At 69.7% G+C, this 18,019-nt stretch carries 17 protein-coding genes; 9 read left to right on the top strand and 8 right to left on the bottom strand.

Annotation, left to right across the window (positions count from 1 at the left end):
• Positions 1 to 241: 241 nt before the first annotated feature.
• Positions 242 to 604 (top strand): TIGR02611 family protein, encoded by a 363-nt coding sequence (locus DZG09_RS00865; RefSeq protein ID WP_240423578.1) that lies wholly within the window; start codon positions 242 to 244, stop codon positions 602 to 604.
• Here the strand turns inward: DZG09_RS00865 and DZG09_RS00860 are convergent.
• A complete protein-coding gene (locus tag DZG09_RS00860) occupies positions 592 to 1,167 on the bottom strand; it encodes a hypothetical protein (RefSeq protein ID WP_162893079.1) in 576 nt (191 codons plus the stop codon). The genes DZG09_RS00865 and DZG09_RS00860 overlap by 13 nt on opposite strands.
• Positions 1,168 to 1,392: 225 nt before the next feature.
• A complete protein-coding gene (locus DZG09_RS00855; protein WP_087054124.1) occupies positions 1,393 to 1,587 on the bottom strand; it encodes a DUF3073 domain-containing protein in 195 nt (64 codons plus the stop codon).
• Positions 1,588 to 1,733: 146 nt separating this feature from the next.
• Between DZG09_RS00855 and DZG09_RS00850 the strand changes: the two genes are divergently transcribed.
• Entirely contained in the window at positions 1,734 to 2,282 is a 549-nt protein-coding gene (locus DZG09_RS00850; protein WP_119695855.1) for a universal stress protein, read from the top strand.
• A gap of 3 nt (positions 2,283 to 2,285) precedes the next feature.
• On the opposite strand, the gene DZG09_RS00845 is transcribed toward DZG09_RS00850, so the two are convergent.
• A complete protein-coding gene (locus DZG09_RS00845) occupies positions 2,286 to 2,903 on the bottom strand; it encodes a PadR family transcriptional regulator (protein WP_119695854.1) in 618 nt (205 codons plus the stop codon).
• Positions 2,903 to 3,817 (bottom strand): DUF4097 family beta strand repeat-containing protein, encoded by a 915-nt coding sequence (locus DZG09_RS00840; protein WP_119697303.1) that lies wholly within the window; start codon positions 3,815 to 3,817, stop codon positions 2,903 to 2,905. The genes DZG09_RS00845 and DZG09_RS00840 overlap by 1 nt, the downstream gene beginning before the upstream one ends.
• A 209-nt stretch (positions 3,818 to 4,026) precedes the next feature.
• Between DZG09_RS00840 and DZG09_RS00835 the strand changes: the two genes are divergently transcribed.
• Positions 4,027 to 4,782, top strand: a complete 756-nt coding sequence (locus DZG09_RS00835) for a MerR family transcriptional regulator (RefSeq protein ID WP_119695853.1) — start codon at positions 4,027 to 4,029, stop codon at positions 4,780 to 4,782.
• A 118-nt stretch (positions 4,783 to 4,900) separates the two neighbouring features.
• On the opposite strand, the gene DZG09_RS00830 is transcribed toward DZG09_RS00835, so the two are convergent.
• Complete coding sequence (locus DZG09_RS00830; protein ID WP_162893078.1) at positions 4,901 to 5,470, bottom strand: TetR/AcrR family transcriptional regulator; 570 nt, start codon at positions 5,468 to 5,470, stop codon at positions 4,901 to 4,903.
• A gap of 84 nt (positions 5,471 to 5,554) precedes the next feature.
• On the opposite strand from DZG09_RS00830, the gene DZG09_RS16470 reads away from it, so the two are divergent.
• The 4 genes from DZG09_RS16470 to DZG09_RS00815 all read left to right on the top strand — a co-directional run bounded on the left by DZG09_RS16470 (position 5,555) and on the right by DZG09_RS00815 (position 10,589).
• Positions 5,555 to 5,938: a hypothetical protein gene (locus DZG09_RS16470; protein ID WP_162893077.1), complete on the top strand. Its 384-nt coding sequence runs from the start codon at positions 5,555 to 5,557 to the stop codon at positions 5,936 to 5,938.
• 124 nt (positions 5,939 to 6,062) lie between these two features.
• Entirely contained in the window at positions 6,063 to 6,506 is a 444-nt protein-coding gene (locus DZG09_RS16465) for a fluoride efflux transporter FluC (protein WP_162893076.1), read from the top strand.
• Complete coding sequence (locus DZG09_RS00820) at positions 6,503 to 6,874, top strand: fluoride efflux transporter FluC (protein ID WP_240423576.1); 372 nt, start codon at positions 6,503 to 6,505, stop codon at positions 6,872 to 6,874. The genes DZG09_RS16465 and DZG09_RS00820 overlap by 4 nt, the downstream gene beginning before the upstream one ends.
• 151 nt (positions 6,875 to 7,025) lie before the next feature.
• Positions 7,026 to 10,589, top strand: coding sequence for an efflux RND transporter permease subunit (locus DZG09_RS00815; protein WP_205529016.1), 3,564 nt, complete (start codon positions 7,026 to 7,028; stop codon positions 10,587 to 10,589).
• 144 nt (positions 10,590 to 10,733) lie between these two features.
• Here DZG09_RS00815 and DZG09_RS00810 read toward each other — a convergent pair whose 3' ends face one another.
• Positions 10,734 to 11,225: a hypothetical protein gene (locus DZG09_RS00810; RefSeq protein WP_119695850.1), complete on the bottom strand. Its 492-nt coding sequence runs from the start codon at positions 11,223 to 11,225 to the stop codon at positions 10,734 to 10,736.
• 56 nt (positions 11,226 to 11,281) lie between these two features.
• On the bottom strand, positions 11,282 to 11,671 hold the full coding sequence (locus tag DZG09_RS00805; RefSeq protein WP_119695849.1) for a DUF4870 domain-containing protein: 390 nt from the start codon (positions 11,669 to 11,671) through the stop codon (positions 11,282 to 11,284).
• Between the two features lie 206 nt (positions 11,672 to 11,877).
• Between DZG09_RS00805 and DZG09_RS00800 the strand changes: the two genes are divergently transcribed.
• Positions 11,878 to 14,463: a LuxR family transcriptional regulator gene (locus DZG09_RS00800; RefSeq protein WP_119695848.1), complete on the top strand. Its 2,586-nt coding sequence runs from the start codon at positions 11,878 to 11,880 to the stop codon at positions 14,461 to 14,463.
• Between the two features lie 114 nt (positions 14,464 to 14,577).
• Here the strand turns inward: DZG09_RS00800 and DZG09_RS00795 are convergent, their stop codons facing one another.
• Positions 14,578 to 15,492, bottom strand: a complete 915-nt coding sequence (locus DZG09_RS00795) for an aldose 1-epimerase family protein (protein WP_119697301.1) — start codon at positions 15,490 to 15,492, stop codon at positions 14,578 to 14,580.
• Positions 15,493 to 15,677: 185 nt separating this feature from the next.
• Here DZG09_RS00795 and DZG09_RS00790 point away from each other — a divergent pair.
• On the top strand, positions 15,678 to 18,019 hold a 2,342-nt coding region (locus DZG09_RS00790), incomplete at its 3' end, for a DEAD/DEAH box helicase (protein WP_119695847.1).

Here is an 18,019-nt window from a genome sequence, read left to right as displayed (position 1 = left end):
CTCCGCCTTGCCATGCACGCACCCGGCACCCGCGGGCGGCACCTGGCGGCGTTGTCGTCAGTCGGGGCACATTCGGTGCCCCTCCTTCCTTCGCCTTGCCATGCACGCACCCGGCACCCGCGGGCGGCACCTGGCGGCGTTGTCGTCAGGCCCGGCATCGCGGCCATCTGCAGGCTCGCGTTCATCGAACTTGCGGGGTATCTCCAGCGCGCGGATCGCCTCGGCATGCTGTCATGGAAGTGTGACCACCACCGCGCAGGGCGTGTCAGACGCCGAGATCGACGAGCTGGAGCGCGCGGCCCGTCACCGCACGCACCGATTCCGGACATGGCTGGCCAGGCGCCATCCGGTCATCCGGATCGCCTATCGCGTGCTGATCGCGCTGCTCGGCGCCGTCGTCATCGTGATCGGGCTGATCATCGTGCCGCTTCCAGGGCCGGGATGGCTGATCGTCTTCGGCGGGCTCGCCATCCTCGCCACGGAATTCGCGTGGGCGAAGCGTCTGGCGCGCTGGTTGAGACGTCAGCTCGCCAAGGCGTGGGCGTGGTGGAGGAGATCTCGCGCGCGCAGGCGCGAGGCGAAGTCCGCCCGTCAGCGGCCGTAGCGCCAGCAGCCGGGTGCGCGCATCGGCGGGGCGGTCTCCGCGAAACCGGCGCCGCGGATGAGCGCGCGCAGCTCATCGGGAACCGGCGGCAGCACGGGGCGATCGCTTGCCGCGCTGAGCGACATGGTGTGCACGGCGGCCATCAGCGTCAGCGGACCGCGCGCCGACCTGATGCCGATGCGGGCGTAGTCGCTGTCGGTTCGGATGGTCAGGCGCGACACTTCGTGCCACGGATGCTCGAGCCGATCGGTGCCGTCGGTGATCGCGATGCCCGCTTGCGAGAACTCGACGCGACGCACCCGCCCGCTGCGGCGGAACAGCAGGATGAACACGAACGCCGCGACGACGCCGAACCCGTACAGCACGAGAACCAGCACGCGTCGATGCGCCGTGAGCACGTCGACCAGATCGAGCAGGATCAGCAGCACCGTCGGCACCGCGGCGGCGATCAGGATGACACCGATGATCCCCAGTGTCAGCCGGGCCATCGACATCCGGATGCTCGTGAACTCGATGGCGAAACCGGTCCCGGTGGGGGTCCATTCCGACGTCTGCGCGCTCACGTCACCATCCTGGCACGCGGGCGGCTGTCGACCGCCGCGCGGCATCACCACGGCCCGGCGCTGGCTGGTCGGATCTTCGAGCGTCGTCAGGGCAAAGCGGACGATGCGCTTGCGCTGATGCCGGTCGGCTGCGGACATCCGGGTCGGATCCGGTGGCGTTCGTCAGCAGGCGGATGGGCACACGAAATGGCCGCGGGGCGAACCCCGCGGCCATAAGGCGAAGTCTCAGGCGTAGTTGGCCTTGGAGTCCTCGTCTTCGTCTTCGTCCGCGTACTCATCTGCCCAGCGGTCGACGTACAGATCATCGTCGTTCTTGCTGGCGAGCTCGCGCTCGAGCGCGTCGTAGTCCACGGAAGGGCTATACGACTTGAGTTCGCGGGCGATCTTTGTGTGCTTCGCCTTCTGACGGCCACGCCCCATGCGCGAGACCCCCTCTATCAAGCTGACGGGTTACTGTCCCGATGCGTTCACGTTACCCAGCGTATGCCGCCGGAAAGAGTAGGCTTCAGGATACCACGAGGGCGGGAAGCACCGGCCTGACGGGCGACCTGAAGGAGGCGAATCAGATGTCGGAGAACTCTGCACAAGGGGGCGAGCAGCCCCAGAACTCCGCGGAAGACGCGGCACTTGCCGGGGCGGTTGTCGTCGGCGCGACACCCGGGCAGAATCCGCGTGTGGTGAAGGAAGCGGCGCATTATGCGCGCCTTCTCGGAGCCACGCTCGTGGTCGTGCATGTCGATGTGACACGGTTCGTGACGTATGAGGATCCGGATGGATACGTGCATTCCGCGCCGATCGACATCAACGTCGACGCGGGCGCCGAGGAGTTCGACGTCGTCAAGCGCGAGGCGGCGGAGATGCTCGTCGGTTCCGGCGTCACCTGGGAAGCCCGCCAGCTCGTCGGCGATCCGGCGCTCGCGCTCAAGCACTTCACGGAGAAGGTCGATGCGAAGCTGATCGTCGTCGGCACGCGCAACCGCGGCTTCGGTGAGTCGATCCGCGAGTTCTTCACCGGCTCGGTGGCGGCGCGCCTCTCGCATCGGCAGAACCTGCCCCTGCTGGTCGTGCCGCAGGGCGAGCCGCTCGACGACGCCGACGAGTTCCCCGAGGACTGAGCCTCAGATCCTCTCCGCCGGCTCGAGTGCCCCGGTCGCCGAGGCCGCCGCGGCGTCGAGTGCGGCGGAGAGGTCGTCGACGACGAGCGGCGACAGCTCGCCCCCACGGGCGACATGCGTGCGCAGCTCCGCTCGCATGCGGCCGCGGAACTCCGCGATGACGGCCTCTGCGCGCTGAAGCTGCTCGCGCGAGACGATGTGCGAGTCCTGATTGCGCGGCTGGCGAGGTGCCCTGTTCTCCGCGGCGGTGGCCGCGGCGAGGTCGGCGCGCAGGCTCTTCATCGCGGCCTGCACGTTGGAACGGACCTCGTCGGCGATCAGCCGGACGGAATCGGACAGGCCTCGTTCGATGGCTGCGACGTCGTCGGCACGCCCGTGCACCTCGGCGCGCCCGGCATCCGTGACCGCATACACGCTCTTGCGGCCGTCCGCCGTCTTCGTCACGAGGCCCTCATCGGCGAGCTTCGCCAGGCGTGGGTAGATCGTGCCGGCGCTGGGGGTGTACGTGCCACCCGTGCGTTCGGACAGCGCCTGCATGATGTCGTAGCCGTGGCGCGGCGACTCGTCGAGCAGGTGGAGCAGATACAGTCGCAGGTCGCCGTGCGAGAAGACGGGTGGCATCAGCGCGCTCCCTTCTCATCGGAGGAACCGGATGTCGTATCGGCGTCACCGGCCGCGCTGTCCGCCGCAGCACCGGCATCGGCGCTCCTGGTCGGTTCGGGAGCGAAGCCGCTGCGCCGCAGCACGGTGATGTCACCGGCGACCGTGCGGACCTTCACATCGACGAATGAGCCGGACAGCGTTCCGGCTGATCCGGCGTAGCTCGACGGCCCGTGTCCGCCGCGCGAGACGCCGTCGACGACCATGTTCCCGCTCACCGAACGCAGTGCGTAGTTCGCCGGGTAGCCGTCGTCGAGCCGGAACGTCGCGGCGCCGGAGACGCCGTTGTGCGAGATGGACTCGACAGGGCCGGAAGCGTCGATGAACGTCGTGCTCGACACCGTGTCGACGTCGGTGCGCACCAGATCGCCGGCAACCGTCAGGTCGCCGGAGACGGTGTTGGCCGAGAGGCTGCCGGCGAGCCCGCGCACCTGCACATCGCCCGAGACGGCGTTCGCCTTCAGGTCGCCGACGTGGCCGTCGACGAGCAGGTCGCCGGAAACGGTGTTCACGGTCGCGTCGCGGTGGAAACCGGCGACCAGCGCACCCGCGCTGACCACTCCGAGTGTGACGAGGACGTCACGGGGAGCGGCAATGCTCACTTCGGCGCGCGGCCCGCCGGAGCCGAAGTTGCGGAACACCTCGAGGAAGTTGTCCCAGCCGAGTTGGGCGTGGTCGATCTCGAGCGTGCCGCCGGCCATCTCGATCCGGAGGTCCTTCACGGTCACGCCGCGCACCTCGACCCTTGTCTCCGGGTCATCGTGCGCGATCAGATCGACCTGTCCGCCCACGAGCCCGACCTTGAGGGAGAGCACGCCCTCGACATCGATCACCCTCGTGTCGCCGGGGTGGATGAGCCACTTCTCCACTGCCATGTTCTCTCCCATCGTCTTCGTGATCCGGTTCGACCGGATCACGCGAAATTCGAGATATATCTCGATATGAACGAGTGAAACACGATATAGCGCGAGATGCAACACTGCTCAGAAAGCTCGCAGGAAGGAATCGCAGTTGGAGGTTGACCTTGACGTTGCGTCAACATTTAGCGTTGTCTTCACCTGAGGGAAAGAGGAGAGGAGCAGTCATGGAGTGGTCGATCCAGCAGATCGCGAGAGCCGCGGGCACGACGAGCCGCGCGCTTCGTCACTACGGCGACGAGGGGCTGCTTCCCGCCACCCGTATCGGAAGCAACGGCTATCGGTACTACGACGAGTCGGCGCTCGTGCGTCTGCAGCGCATTCTGCTGCTGCGCGAGCTCGGGCTGTCGCTTCCGCGCATCCGCGACGTTCTCGAGAACGAGGCGGATGAGAAGCGGGCGCTGAAGGCGCATCTCGGGTGGCTGGAGCAGGAGCGCGACCGGATCGGGCGGCAGATCGCCGCCGTGGAGACGACAATCCAGGCGCGCGAGAAAGGAGAGGAACTCATGGCAGACAAGATGTTCGACGGCTTCGACCACACGCAGTATCGCGACGAGGTCGAGTCGCGCTGGGGAGCCGACGCGTACGCCGCGGGCGACCGCTGGTGGCGCGGGATGTCGGCCGAAGACAAGGCGGCTTGGCAGGAGCGCATCGCGCGGCTCGGCCGCGACTGGGCGTCCGCCGCTGAGGCGGGCATCGACTCGAGCTCTGCGGAGGCGCAGGCGCTCGCGCGACGCCACGTCGAGTGGCTGACCGGCGTGCCCGGAACGCCCGCCGCACACGGCGGAGACGTGAAGGGCTACGTGATCGGCCTCGGTGACATGTACGTCGCCGACGACCGCTTCGCCGCGAACTACGGCGGCACCGCCGGCGCGACGTTCGTGCGCGATGCCCTGCGCATCTACGCGGAGGCGAACCTGTAGAGCGAACGAGGGCGGGGTCGGATGTACAGGCCCCGCCCTCGTGCCGTGCTGCTGGTGCGAGAGCGCCGGCGACGGGCGGGGGCTCTGCCGCCCACGAGGCGGCAAAGCCTCGAACCGGCTACTGCAGTCCGCGGAGCGCGGCGGCGACGATCGGGTGCGCGAGGTCCTGCGGGTCGTCGAGCGGATCGTCGCTGTAGGCGGCCTGGAGCGCTTCGAACAGCGCCGCGCCCGTGAGCAGGCGGGCGATGGCGATGGAGTCCGTGCTCTCCCGGATGCGACCGGCTGCGAGCTCTCCGTCGATGTACCGCTGCACGATCTGCGCCGGCACGTCCGGACCGCTGCCGAGACGCCCGACGCTCTCCCGGTGCGCCGCGCGCAGGGAGGCGCTGCCCAGCATCGAGGCGGCGATCGGGAAGCTCTCGCGGTAGAACGCGATGAGCTCGGCGACCATGGACGTGAGGTTCGCGGCGACCGTCGCCTCGCCGATGAGGGCATCCGGTGCGCTCAGGCGCGGCATCCGCTCCTTCAGCACGGCGGTGAAGATGTGCTGCTTGTCGCTGAAGTTCTTATAGAGCAGGGCTTCGGAGCAGCCCGCTTCCTGAGCGATCGCGCGCGTCGTCGTCTCGGCCAGGCCTCTCGTCCGCATGAGCTCGGCCGCCGCGTCCAGGATTCGTTCCCTCGCACTCACGCGCACCACCTTCGGGTTGACAACACATCGGGTGAGCATCAGTCTATGGGTAAGTAAACGCTCACTCACCCTGAAAGGTCGACCGTGTCACCCATCGAGCTCCTGCGCTACTCCCTGATCTTCGTCCACATCATCGGCCTGGCGGCGATCATCGGCTCCTACATCCTGCAGATGCCGTGGCGGCGCGGGTTCGACTTCCGTCCGCTCCTGATCGGGTCGATCGTCTCGCTCGTGAGCGGGTTCGCCCTCGTCGCCGTGCGCGAGGTCGGCGACCTCGACGTCGACCGATGGAAGTTCACCGTCAAGCTCTCGATCGCTGTCATCGTGCTCGCGCTCGCCGCCGTGGGCTGGGGACGCTCGCGTTCGCTCACCAGGAAGGGGCAGGACGACGCGTCGCTCAGGCCGATTCTGCTGGTCACCGGCATCGTGGCCATGGCCAACGTCGCGGTGGCGCTGTTCTGGCGCTAGACGCGTCGCGCGCCGACGGTGCCAGTGGTTCCGCGCGCGTGCAGGTGTCGATCGTGCTCGCCGTGCCGCGGGCGGCCGGCGAGCAGCGCAGACGGGGTCCGCCCTGCGCGGTAGCGTTGCCGTCGTGACCGTGCGATTCGAGCGAACCCCGATCCGCTGGGGGCTGCTTCCGCTCATCGTGCTCGGCGGCGCGATCGGCGCCCTCGCGCGCGGGCTGCTGACGCTGCCGTTCGACCCGCCCGATGCGTCCGTCTCCGGGCTGGTCATGCTGCTGTCGGTCAACACCCTCGGCAGCGCACTGCTCGGCCTCGTCAACGGCGCCGTCGGCGACCGTGTGCGCCTTCGCGCGTTCCTCGGCACAGGCATGCTCGGCGGCTTCACCTCGTACAGCGCGCTGGCGCCGCTGCTCGGCGTCTGGCCGCTGAGGGCGGCCGGTGACTCACCCGGGGCGGCGGCGTTCACCGGCCTGATCGGGCTGATCGTGGTGATCGCTCTGCCGTTCGCGGCGGCGCTCGCAGGGGTGCTGCTCGGGCGCCGGATATCCCGCGAACGAGGAGGCCGGGAGTGACCGTGTGGGCGATCGTGTGCGTTGCCGTCGGCGGGGGCATCGGCGCCGGTGTGCGATGGATCGTCGATCAGTCGCTGCGGACCCCGCGCGGGTTCCCCTGGGCGATCATGCTCGTCAACGTCACCGGGTGCTTCGCGATGGCGCTGGTGCACGCGCTGGTCGAACCCGTCGCTCCGTTCGCGGCGATGGCGTCCGCCGGATTCCTCGGTGGGTATACGACGTTCAGCACGGTGAACGCCGACGCGGTGGGGCTGTGGCTCGCCGGCCGGCGCGGCGGCGCGATCGGCAACGCCGTCGGCACGCTTGCGGCGTGCGTGGCCGCGTCGATGCTCGGGTACCTCGTAGCGGGAGCGCCGCCGGTGCCGTGACGCGAGGGTCGCGTGGGAGTCCCGCTGCGCCCGCGATCCGGGGGAAAGCCACAGGGTGGCGTGCGCCCTGGTATGCCAGACTGAGAGCGCTGGATACAAGACTGTATTGGTTCGTTCCGGCTTCTTCGCACCCCGACCGAGAGCTCTTTCTGTGTCGAAACTTGCCGTCCTCAGCCTGAAGAACCGCGCCCTGATCGCGCTCATCACCATCTGTGCCGCCATCTTCGGCGGCTTGAGCCTGACCAACCTCAAGCAGGAGCTGATCCCTTCGATCGAGCTGCCTTCCCTGATGGTCACCACGACCTATCCAGGCGCATCGCCCGACGTCGTGGAGGAAGACATCTCGACGCCGATCGAGGAGGCGCTCCAGGCAGTCGACGGCATCGACGCGACCAGCGCCACCAGTTCGACCAATGCGTCGACGGTGCAGGCGATGTTCGATTACGGCACGAACATGGCCACAGCCGAGCAGGATGTGCAGCGGGCGATCAACGGCATCGCAGACACCCTGCCGCAAGACGTCGATCCGCGCGTGCTGGCGATCTCGATCGACGATCTGCCCGTCGTGCAGGTCGCCATCAGCGGCTACGACGACGACGGCACGATCCAGGACCGCCTCGACACCATCGTGATCCCCGAGATCGAGGACGTCGACGGCGTCGCATCGGCCTCGCTCGTCGGTGCGACGGGCGAACGGATCACGATCACTCCGGATGCCGACGAACTCGCTTCGAGCGGATACAGCCAGCAGGCCATCACCGACGCGCTGCAGCAGAACGGTTCGCTGTTTCCCGGCGGCGAGATCACGCAGGACGGTGAGACGCTCACCGTGCAGACCGGCGACCGTCTCACATCGGTCGACGCCATCAGGGCGCTGCCGCTGGTCGGCCAGCCGCAGACCGACCCGCTCACGGGCGAGCAGACGGCACCGGATGCCAGGACGATCGGCGACGTCGCCGACGTGGCACTCGAGAACGATCCCGTCTCATCTGTCTCGCGCGTCAACGGCGAGGACGCGATCTCGATCTCGATCACGAAGCTCCCCGACGGCAACACGGTTGATGTGTCCGACGGTGTGACGGCGGCTCTCGATGACGTGATCAGTCAGATTCCCGGAGCGGAATATACGGTCGTCTTCGACCAGGCCCCGTTCATCACCGACTCGATCGAGACCCTCGCTGTCGAGGGACTGCTCGGCCTCGTGTTCGCGGTGCTGGTCATCCTGGTGTTCCTGCTCTCGATCCGCTCCACCCTCGTCACGGCGATCTCGATCCCGACGAGCGTGCTGATCTCGTTCGCGAGCATGCAGGCCTTCGGCTACTCGCTCAACATGCTGACGCTCGGCGCGCTCACGATCTCGATCGGCCGCGTCGTCGACGACTCGATCGTGGTGATCGAGAACATCAAGCGCCACTACGTCCAAGGTGCGGACAAGGGCGCGGCGATCCGGCTCGCGGTCAAGGAGGTGGCAGGCGCGATCACCGCATCGACGATCACCACCGTGGCCGTCTTCCTCCCGATCGCCTTCGTCGGCGACATGGTGGGCGAGCTGTTCCGGCCGTTCGCGATGACGGTGACGATCGCGATGCTCGCCTCGCTGCTGGTCGCGCTCACGATCGTGCCGGTGCTCGCGTACTGGTTCATGAAGCCGGGCAGACCGCTCCTCGACGAGCACGGCCGCGCGATCGACCCGGAGGATCCGGCTGCGCCGCCGTCGCGACTGCAGAAGGCATACGCGCCGATCCTGCGGTGGACGCTGCGGCACTCGTGGTCGACGCTCGGCCTCGCCGCGATCGTGATGATCGGCACCGTGATGCTCGCTCCGATGATGAAGATCTCGTTCCTCGGCGACTCCGGCCAGAACACGCTGACGGTTTCGCAGGAGGTCGGCGACGCCGCCAGCCTCGATGAGCAGGATGCCGCCGCGCAGCAGGTCGAGGAGCAGCTGCAGACCGTCGACGGCGTCGACGACGTGCAGGTGTCGATCGGTTCGAGCGGCTCGCCCCTGATGGGAGGCGGCGGCATCACGTTCTCGGTGATGACCGATCCGGATGCCGACCAGGAGCAGCTGCGCGACGACGTGCAGACCGCGCTCGACGAGCTCGGCGACGATGCGGGAGAGCTCACCGTCGCGGCCTCCGCTGGCATGGGGTCGTCCGATATCACCGTCGAGGTCTCCGCCGGTACGTCGGACGAGGTGCGCGAGGCGACCGAGACCCTCGTCGGGGAGATCGACGGCAAGGACGGAATCGGCGAGGTCACCCACAACCTCCAGGCGGCGCTGCCGTTCATCCAGGTGCAGGTCGACCGCGAAGCGGCAGCCGAGCGCGGGCTGAGCGAGGCCGCCGTCGGCAACCTGGTCGACCAGGCGATGCAGCCTCAGCAGGCAGGCACGATCGAGCTCGACGACCGATCCGTCACGATCTACCTCGCCAGCGACGAGCCGCCGATGACGATCTCCGAGCTGCAGGAGCTCGACGTGCCCACGGCGACTGGCGTCATCGCGCTGGACGACATCGCAGAGGTGACCGAGAGCTCCTCGCCCGCGTCGATCACGACCGTCGAGGGGCGGCTGACCGCGACGATCACGGTGCCGCCGTCCAGCGACGACCTCACCGTTGCGACGACGTCGGTGCAGCAGGCGATCGACGCGGCCGACCTGCCGGAGGGCGCCAGCGCCGACATCGGCGGTGTCGCCACCGAGCAGCAGGACTCGTTCACACAGCTCGGCATCGCGATGCTCGCGGCGATCCTGATCATCTACGTCGTGATGGTGGCGACCTTCAAGTCGCTGCGCCAGCCGCTGCTGCTGCTGGTCTCCGTGCCGTTCGCGGCGACGGGCGCCATCATCCTGCAGGTGGTCACCGGCGTGCCGCTCGGTGTCGCCTCGCTCATCGGCGTGCTGATGCTGATCGGCATCGTGGTCACCAACGCGATCGTGCTCGTCGACCTCGTCAACCAGTACCGCGACCGGCACGGGCTGAGCGCTCACGACGCCACGCTCGCCGGGTCGTCGATGCGTCTGCGCCCCATTCTGATGACGGCGCTGGCGACGATCTTCGCCCTCACACCGATGGCGCTCGGGATCACCGGTCACGGCGGATTCATCTCGCAGCCCCTCGCGATCGTGGTGATCGGCGGCCTCGTCTCGTCGACGTTCCTGACACTGATCGTGCTGCCCACGCTGTACAACCTCGTCGAGGGCGCGCGCGAGCGTCGCCGGGCCCGACGCGGCGAGGGGCCGGATGGCGGAGGCAGCCAGGCTCCGGATGCACCTAGCGGCGGCCATGGCGGGCACGGCATCAGCCAGGACGACGACCGCGCGGAGCCCGCAGGCCCCGCGGACGCCCAGATCCCTGTGCTCTCCGGCGGCGATGCGGCGTCAGGCGACGGCCGTGCCGCAGGTGACGGCGCCTCACCGGGCACCATCGGCTCCGGGGCGGGCGGGAGTCGCAGCACCGGGGGAGATGCGCATACGACCCGTCCGGGTACGGACGTCGAACGCACGACCGGCACGGTCGTGACGCCGACGGAGCCGATGACCCGCGCGCAGCAGCGCGGCCAGACGGTCGTCGACGTGCATCGCCCGGGCGCTGTGCCGGGCGAGACCCCGATCGTGACGGTCACCGTGCAGCATCCGGACGACCAGGAGTCGGCGCACGCCCTCCCCGCGGCCTCACCCGTCCAGACCCGCCGCGCCCGCCACCAGAACTGACCCGCGCCCAGCTGCCGAGATGCGCACCTTTCGCCGAGATGCGCCGCTTTGGTCGCCCCGGATGTCGAAAAAGTGCGCATCTCGGCAGCCCGGTGGTGCGGGGCAGGCGGGGTGTGGCGACCGCGCCGGCGGCCGTTCAGCGGGTCAGGGTTCCGTGACGATGGCGGTGTAGGAGACCATGGTGTCTTCGTCACCGGAGCCTTCGACGATGCCGACCGTGACCGACAGTGTTTCGTCGAGCGTGTATATCCCCGTCACCATCTCGCCCATGTCGCTCCACACGGTCTCCTCCCAGTCCGCAAAATCCGTCTTGACCTGCTGCGCGAGCTCGTCGACGCTGCGGGAGTCGGACACCATCACCATCGTGCCCGTGCCGTCATCCGAATTGATCGACATGCCCTGCACGACGGTGTCCGAGACGAGCGTGATCTCATCGGGGAAGTCGTCGGGGATGTCGCCGAACTCGACGTCGGTCTCGCCTTCCGTGATGCCCTCGACGATCTTCTCCGCGCCGCCCTGGGCGAGGCCCTCCGACATGTCGTCGAGCGGGTTGCTGAAGCACCCGGTGAGCGCGCAGACGGCTGCGGCTCCGAGTGCGATGCCTGTGATTCGTGCGAACACGGGTGTGCGGCGCATGTCCTAGTCCTTCTTCACGTGCGGAACGTCATCGATCGAGGGGAGCCGCCGACGTCTCACGAGGCGGCCCACTTCTCGGCGATCTTCCCGATCACCGGCAGCCGGTAGTGGACGAGCCCGTAGCCCTTGACGGCCAGCACGATCCAGAGCACCAGACCGCCGACGGCGGCAAGCGCATAGAGGACGCCGACGGCCAGGCCCAGTGCCCAGAAGATCAGCCCGGCGATGAACTGAAGGACTCCGATCACCAGGTAGATCGCGAACAGCGCGATGTTGAACAGAATCGACTGGGCCCCGTGGAACCGGACCTCAGAGTGCTTCTGGGTGAGCAGCATGATGAGCCCACCGATCCACGTGAAGTATGCGAGCAGGCCGCCGACCTTGGGATCGATGCCCGCAGCCTGCGGGGCGGACCCTTCCTGCTGTGGTGACGCGTAGTCGGTCATTGTTCTCTCCTTCGTGCACGATTTCGATGCCTGCCGCCGCGTTCGGTGATGCGACGGCGGCGGAGCGCCGAACGCCGACGCATCCGAGGGCGGAAGCGCGGTCTCACGCTAGGCTGAGCCGAACACTCGGCTCCATAGTGAGAAAAGCACTATGCAGCCCTCACCGACCGCAGTGAATCGTTGCGAGGAGGCAGGGAGGCACGGCCATGGGGTGGACCGTCGGACCGATGGGGAGCGAGCAGCTGCTCGACCTGTTGGATGAGCAGCACGCTGCGGCCGGACGCGGGCTTCTTGTCACGGGCGCGCACGGTGCAGGGAAGAGCCGGATGCTGCGCGCCGCCAGCGCCAAGCTGCAGCGGCGCGGCTCGACGGCCCCGGTGCTCGCAGCCCACAGCGTCGGCGGCGACGTGCCGCTGGGACTGTTCCTCGGCGTCGCCGAGCTCGCCGTCACCATGCCGAGCAGCCCCGCCGGGATCATCGATGCGTTCGCCCGTCGGCGCTCGACCAGCGCGCTGCTGGTCGACGGCGTCGAGCACGTCGATCCTGCCTCCCTGTTCGTGATCCTCAAGCTGGTGCAGACCACCAGGCTCCCCGCGATCCTCACCGCCACCGACATCGCGGCTGTGCCCGACGGCGTGCGCGCGCTCTGCGACAGCGGTGACCTGGCCCCGGTCAGCGTGCTTCCGCTGACGAGTGCCGAGGCCGCCGAGATCATCGAACGCGAACTCGGCGGCCCGGCGACGCCCGCGGCCGTATCGAAACTCGCGCTCGCGAGCGGAGGCAGTCCGCTGCAGCTGACCGAGCTCATCGCCGGATCGCGCGACTCCGACCGGCTCGTAGAATCCGAGCACGGATGGGAGCTGCGCGACGCCCCGATGCCGACACCGCGCCTGGCCGAGCGGGCGGAGGCGAAGCTCGCCGCTCTGGACCTGTCGGCCGTCGAAGCCGTCACGTGCGCTGCGCTCGCCGGCGAGTATCCGTCGGCGGCCATCGCCCCCGCTGATCGCCGTGCGCTCGCACATGCGGGGCTCATCGAACCGACGGCATCCGGATGGATTCGCCTGATCCACCCGCTCGACGTCGAGCACCTCCGAACTCGCGGGTCGGCTGCTCTGCGGCGGGAACTGGCCGGAGAGTCGATCAGGGCGCTTCGTGATGCGTCCGCGAGCGGCAGCCCGGATGCTGCGCGCCGTGCCGATGCGCTCGCCGTCCGGTACGGATACGAGATCGACCCCGACGCGGCGGTCGGGCTCGCCGAGCACGCGTTGGGAGCGTTCGACGAGCCCCTGGCGCTTCTGGCCGCGAAGGCGGCGCTCGCCGGCGACCCGACGAACCCGGCGGCCCACCGCGTGGTGGGGTCGGCGGCCTCCGCTCTCGGCGAGACATCCGAGGCGGATGCGGCCTTCCGCGCCGCGCAGATGCACGTCCGCACCGATGCCGAGCGCGTGTCGGTCGCGCTCGCCATGGCGCAGCATCTCGGGGTCCGTCGGCATGACGCGGCTGCGGCGCTCGCGGTGCTCACGGACGCGGCGGCCGTCGTCGACGACGACACCGCAGCTGCGCATCTGGCACGGGCTCGGATGCGGTGGGCCTCCGTGGCCGGAACGCAGAGCGAGCGCGTCGAAGCGAGCCCTGTGGCGGACGTCGGCGCTATGGGTGCCGAGACCGCGCTGGGGCTGATCACGACGGCGATGGGCGGGCTCATCTCCGGGCCGCTCGGCGAAGCGGAACGGCTGCTGCCCGATCTGCGGCGCATTCCGGATGAGGTGCTCGCCCTGGTTCCTGGCGGCGCCTCGCTGATCGATCTCGCCGAGGTGATGGCGCTGTCGTACAGCGGCGACGTGCTCGCGACGCGCCGCCGGATCCGCGAGGCGATCGCCTCGGCCGGCTCCCGGACGCCGGAGAGTCTCGGGGCCTGGGAGTATGCGCTCGGCGTGCTCGAGCTGTTCTCCGCCGGCGCGGATGCCGCGCTTCGGGCGGCGCAGTCCGCGACCGCTCATCTCGACTGGCGGGATACGGCAGGGCTCCTTCCCGCCGCACACGCGCTCACCGGGGCGGCGGCATCGGCCGCAGGCCGCGCCGCACAGTCGGCGCAGGCGTTCGAACAGGTTCCGGATGCCGCGGTCGACGACCCGAAGGTGGTGATGCTGGGCGGCTGGGTCCGTGCGCGCGGTTCGTACCTCGAGGGGCGCCGCGGTGAGGCGGGGGAGACGCTTCTGGCGACCGCCGAAGGGCTGCTGGCCGCGCAGCACACGTACTTCGGCGGCATGCTGGCTCATTGCGCCGCGAGGCTCGGACACGACGTGCCTGCCGCCGCGGCCGTGCTGCGGCATGCGGCGTCGCTGGCCGGGGGCGGCATGCTCGAGCTGTTCGTCCAGCACGCTGAGGCAGTGATGTCAGGGGATGCGGACGCGCTCGATGCGCTCGCCGAGGAGGCCGCCGAACTCGGGCTCGTCTCAACGGCCGCCGACATCTGGATGGGGCTGTCCATCCGGCCGACGCAGGACGCGACAGCGGAGCTGCAGGCGAGGAGGTGCTCGGTGCGCGCGGCGGAGCTGCTGACGGGTGCGCCGGGGATGCCGTTGTGGGCGGGGCAGCCCGATCGTTCGGCGCAGCTGACCGAACGGGAGCGCGAGGTCGCTCGACTGGCCGCTGAACGCTTCACGACGAAGGAGATCGCCGAGCGGCACGGCGTATCGCCCCACACGGTGAACAACCAGCTGGCCGCCATCTACCGCAAGCTCGGCGTCACCCGCCGCGCCGAACTGCGCGAGGTTCTCCGCCCCCGCTGACGCATGCCCTGCTGCCGAGATGCGCACTCTTCGCCGAGATGCGCCGTTCTGGACGCCCGGATGTCGAAGACGTGCGCATCTCGCGAGCAGTGGAAGCGCTCCGAGCCCCGCGCGTCAGGCGGTGCGGACCACGCCCCACTCGAACGTCAGCTCTTCGCCCGGGGCGAGGCTGCGCAGCCCGCGGCCCGAGTTGAGCGCATCGGCCGGGGCGCTCATCGGCTCGATCGCGACCGCGTGGCTGCGGCCGGGGTAGCCGTCTGTGATGAAGATGTGGGTGTAGTCGAGCCCTTCGCCCTGCCACAGCGTGGTGGCCCGGCCGTCCGGGGCCGTCAGCGTCGTGCGCGCGAGCCCGTCGGCATCGCGGGTGAGGTTCGCGTAGCAGCGGTCCATGAACCCCGCGCCGAGCGCGCGCCCCGCGCGGAGGTCGGTCGCCTCGCCCACGGGGTGCTCGGCGATCGGCAGCATGCGCTCATCGGTCTCGAGCCAGGTCGTTCCGGTGCCGGTCACGGTGACCTCCGCAGGATCGGCGTCGCCGACTGCGAGGTAGGGGTGCGCGCCGACGGCGACCGGTGCCGGATCGGCGCCGATGTTCCGGATGGAGTGGGTCACCCGGATGCCGTCATCCGTCAGCGCGTACGTGACCGCGGTGTCGAGCGCGAACGGGTACCCGTTCTGCGGGAAGATCCGCGCGCGCAGCGTCGCCGCGGCATCGGTCTGCTCGATGTCGTACGGGGTGAAGCGCAGCAGGCCGTGGCTGGCGTTGCGGAACTTCGGCTCGCTGATCGGCAGCTGCTGCTCCGCCCCGTCATGGTTCCATCGCCCGTCGCGCACGCGGTTCGGCCACGGCACGAGCACGATCCCGGATGCCCCTGGCGCCTTGACGCCGTCGGGGTAGCCGGCGACGAGGTCGGCGCCGTCGACGGTGAGCCCGCGCAGCGCCGCACCCACCTGGGCGATGCGGGCGGTCACGGCTCCGCGGGAGAGCCTGATCTGCTGGCCGGTGGGATCGACCGGGGCGTGCGTCGACATGACGTCCTCCTTCGTGAGCTCTGCTGTCTCCATCTTGGCGTACGGTGCGGATCCGGATGGGGCAGAGACGTTTCTCAGGGCGGGGCGGTATCCTGAAGGGTCGGCTTTGGGATGCCGTGCACGGTGCACGGGTGTGGTTGTGGTCCGCATGAGGCCGCAGAACACCTGGAAGGTGCTGATTCAGCATGCCTAAGAACAAGAAGCCCGCAGGCGGGCGCCCCGCGAAGAACTTCGATCCGCGCTACGCGAAGAAGTCCTCGCACCGCGGCCAGTCGACCGAGCGTCCCGGCGCGCGCAAGCAGCGCTGGACGGACGAGGACCGCGCCGGTCGTGACAATGCCCGCGCCTTCTCCCGCGACAACGGCGGGTCGAGTCGCCCCGTGCGCGGCGGCCGTGACGAGTCGCGCCCGTCTTCGCGGGATGGCGGCGGCCGATCATTCGACGGAGACCGTCGCGGCGGGCGCGCCGGCGACCGCTTCGGCGGCCGTGGGAACGATCGGTTCGGCGACGACCGTCGCGGCGCCCGCGGTGCGGAGCGCGACGACCGCGGGCATCGCGGGAACGACCGCGACGCACGCGGAGGCGACCGGTTCGAGCGCGGCGGGCGCTCCTTCGACGGAGACCGCCGCGGGAACGACACCCGCCACGGCAGCCGTTTCGACGCCGACAACCGCGACCGTCGCCAGGGCGATGACCGCCGCGGCGGACGCACCTTCGGCGACGAGCGTCGGGGCGACCGTGCTGAGCGCGGAGGGAACTCCTTCGACCGTGACCGTCGGGGCGGGAACGGCCGCTTCGAGGCCGATCGCCGCGGCGCGGACCGGGATGCACGTCGTCGCGATGCGGACCGCGCTGATCGCGGCTTCGACGGCGGCGGCCGCGGGCACCGCGACGACCGTTCCGCCGGGGAGCGTCGCTTCGGCGATGCCCGCGGGGCCGACCGCTTCCAGCGCGGCCGCGCATCGAACGATGACCGTCGCCGTGACACCCGCGGCGACGCAGACCGCGGCGGATACGGGCACCGCGACAGCCGGTTCGGCGGAGAGGGGCGCTCCGGCGACCGTCGCCCCGATCGCGGAGGCGAGCGCTCGTTCGGCCGCGACGACCGTCGATCCGGATCGCGCTTCGGTCGCGATGACCGAAGCGCCGCCTCGCGCGACGACCGCGGAGCAGGCTCGCGCTTCGACCGCGACGACCGTCGCCCCGGCACGCGCGACGACCGCGGGTCACGATCATCCGGTGCCCGCTCCGACCGCAGCGATAACGCATCCGGCCGCACCGAGCACGCGGGCGAGCGGGCATGGCGCGAGAACCGCGAGCAGCAGCAGGCGCCGCGCACCCGTGCGCAGGAGGACCGCATCGACGTCGTGCATGAGAAGCTCACCGCGCAGGCGGTCGACGCCGGCGAGGTCGCCGAGGCGACCTTCGCCGACCTCGGCCTGGGCGACAACATCGTGCGGGTGCTCACCGAGATGGGAGCGACTGCTCCGTTCCCGATCCAGGCGTCGACGGCCCCGTCGATCCTCGACGGTCGCGATGTGCTCGCCCGAGGCCGCACCGGCTCCGGCAAGACGATCGCGTTCGGCGCACCGCTGGTCGAGCGCATCCTGCGCGCGCAGAAGGGCACCAAGCGCGAGTTCGGCCGCGCACCCGTCGCCCTCATCCTGGCTCCGACCCGCGAGCTGGCGCTGCAGATCGACCGCACTGTGCAGCCGATCGCCCGCGCCGTGGGCCTGTTCACGACGCAGATCTACGGCGGCGTTCCGCAGGGGCGTCAGGTCGGCGCGCTGAAGAAGGGCGTCGACATCGTGATCGGAACGCCCGGCCGGATCGAGGATCTGCACAAGCAGCGCAAACTCGACCTGTCGAGCATCACCACCAGCGTGATCGACGAGGCCGACCACATGTGCGAGCTCGGCTTCCTCGAGCCGGTGCAGCGCATCCTGCGCCTGACCTCCGACGGCGGCCAGAAGCTGCTGTTCTCCGCGACCCTCGACCGCGAGGTCGCCTCGCTCGTCGACGAGTTCCTCACCGAGCCCGCCGTCTACGAGGTCGCCGGCGAGACGCAGGAGACCGGCACGATCGACCACCGCGTGATCGTGGTCGAGCACCGCCGCAAGGCCGAGATCCTCGAGCAGCTCGTCAATCGCGACGGCAAGACGCTCGTGTTCACCCGCACCCGCGCCTACGCCGAGATGCTCGCCGAGCAGTTCGACGACGCGGGGCTGCGCGCGATCGCGCTGCACGGCGACCTGAACCAGGCCAAGCGCACGCGCAACATCGAGCGCTTCTCGAAGGGCAAGGCGCAGGTGCTCGTCGCCACAGATGTCGCCGCGCGCGGCATCCACGTCGACGACGTCGACCTGGTCGTGCAGGCCGATGCTCCGGATGAGTTCAAGACGTACCTGCACAGGGCGGGCCGCACCGGCCGCGCGGGCAACGAGGGGCGTGTCGTCACGCTGATCCCGCGTCAGCGCCGCCGCCGGATGACCGAGCTGCTCGGTCGCGCCGAGATCGAGGCGCCGTT

This window comes from Microbacterium halotolerans, from assembly GCF_003569805.1.
GTDB lineage: Bacteria > Actinomycetota > Actinomycetes > Actinomycetales > Microbacteriaceae > Microbacterium > Microbacterium halotolerans.
Note: the sequence above shows the minus strand (reverse complement) of the source record. Positions and strands in the feature narration are given on the sequence as shown.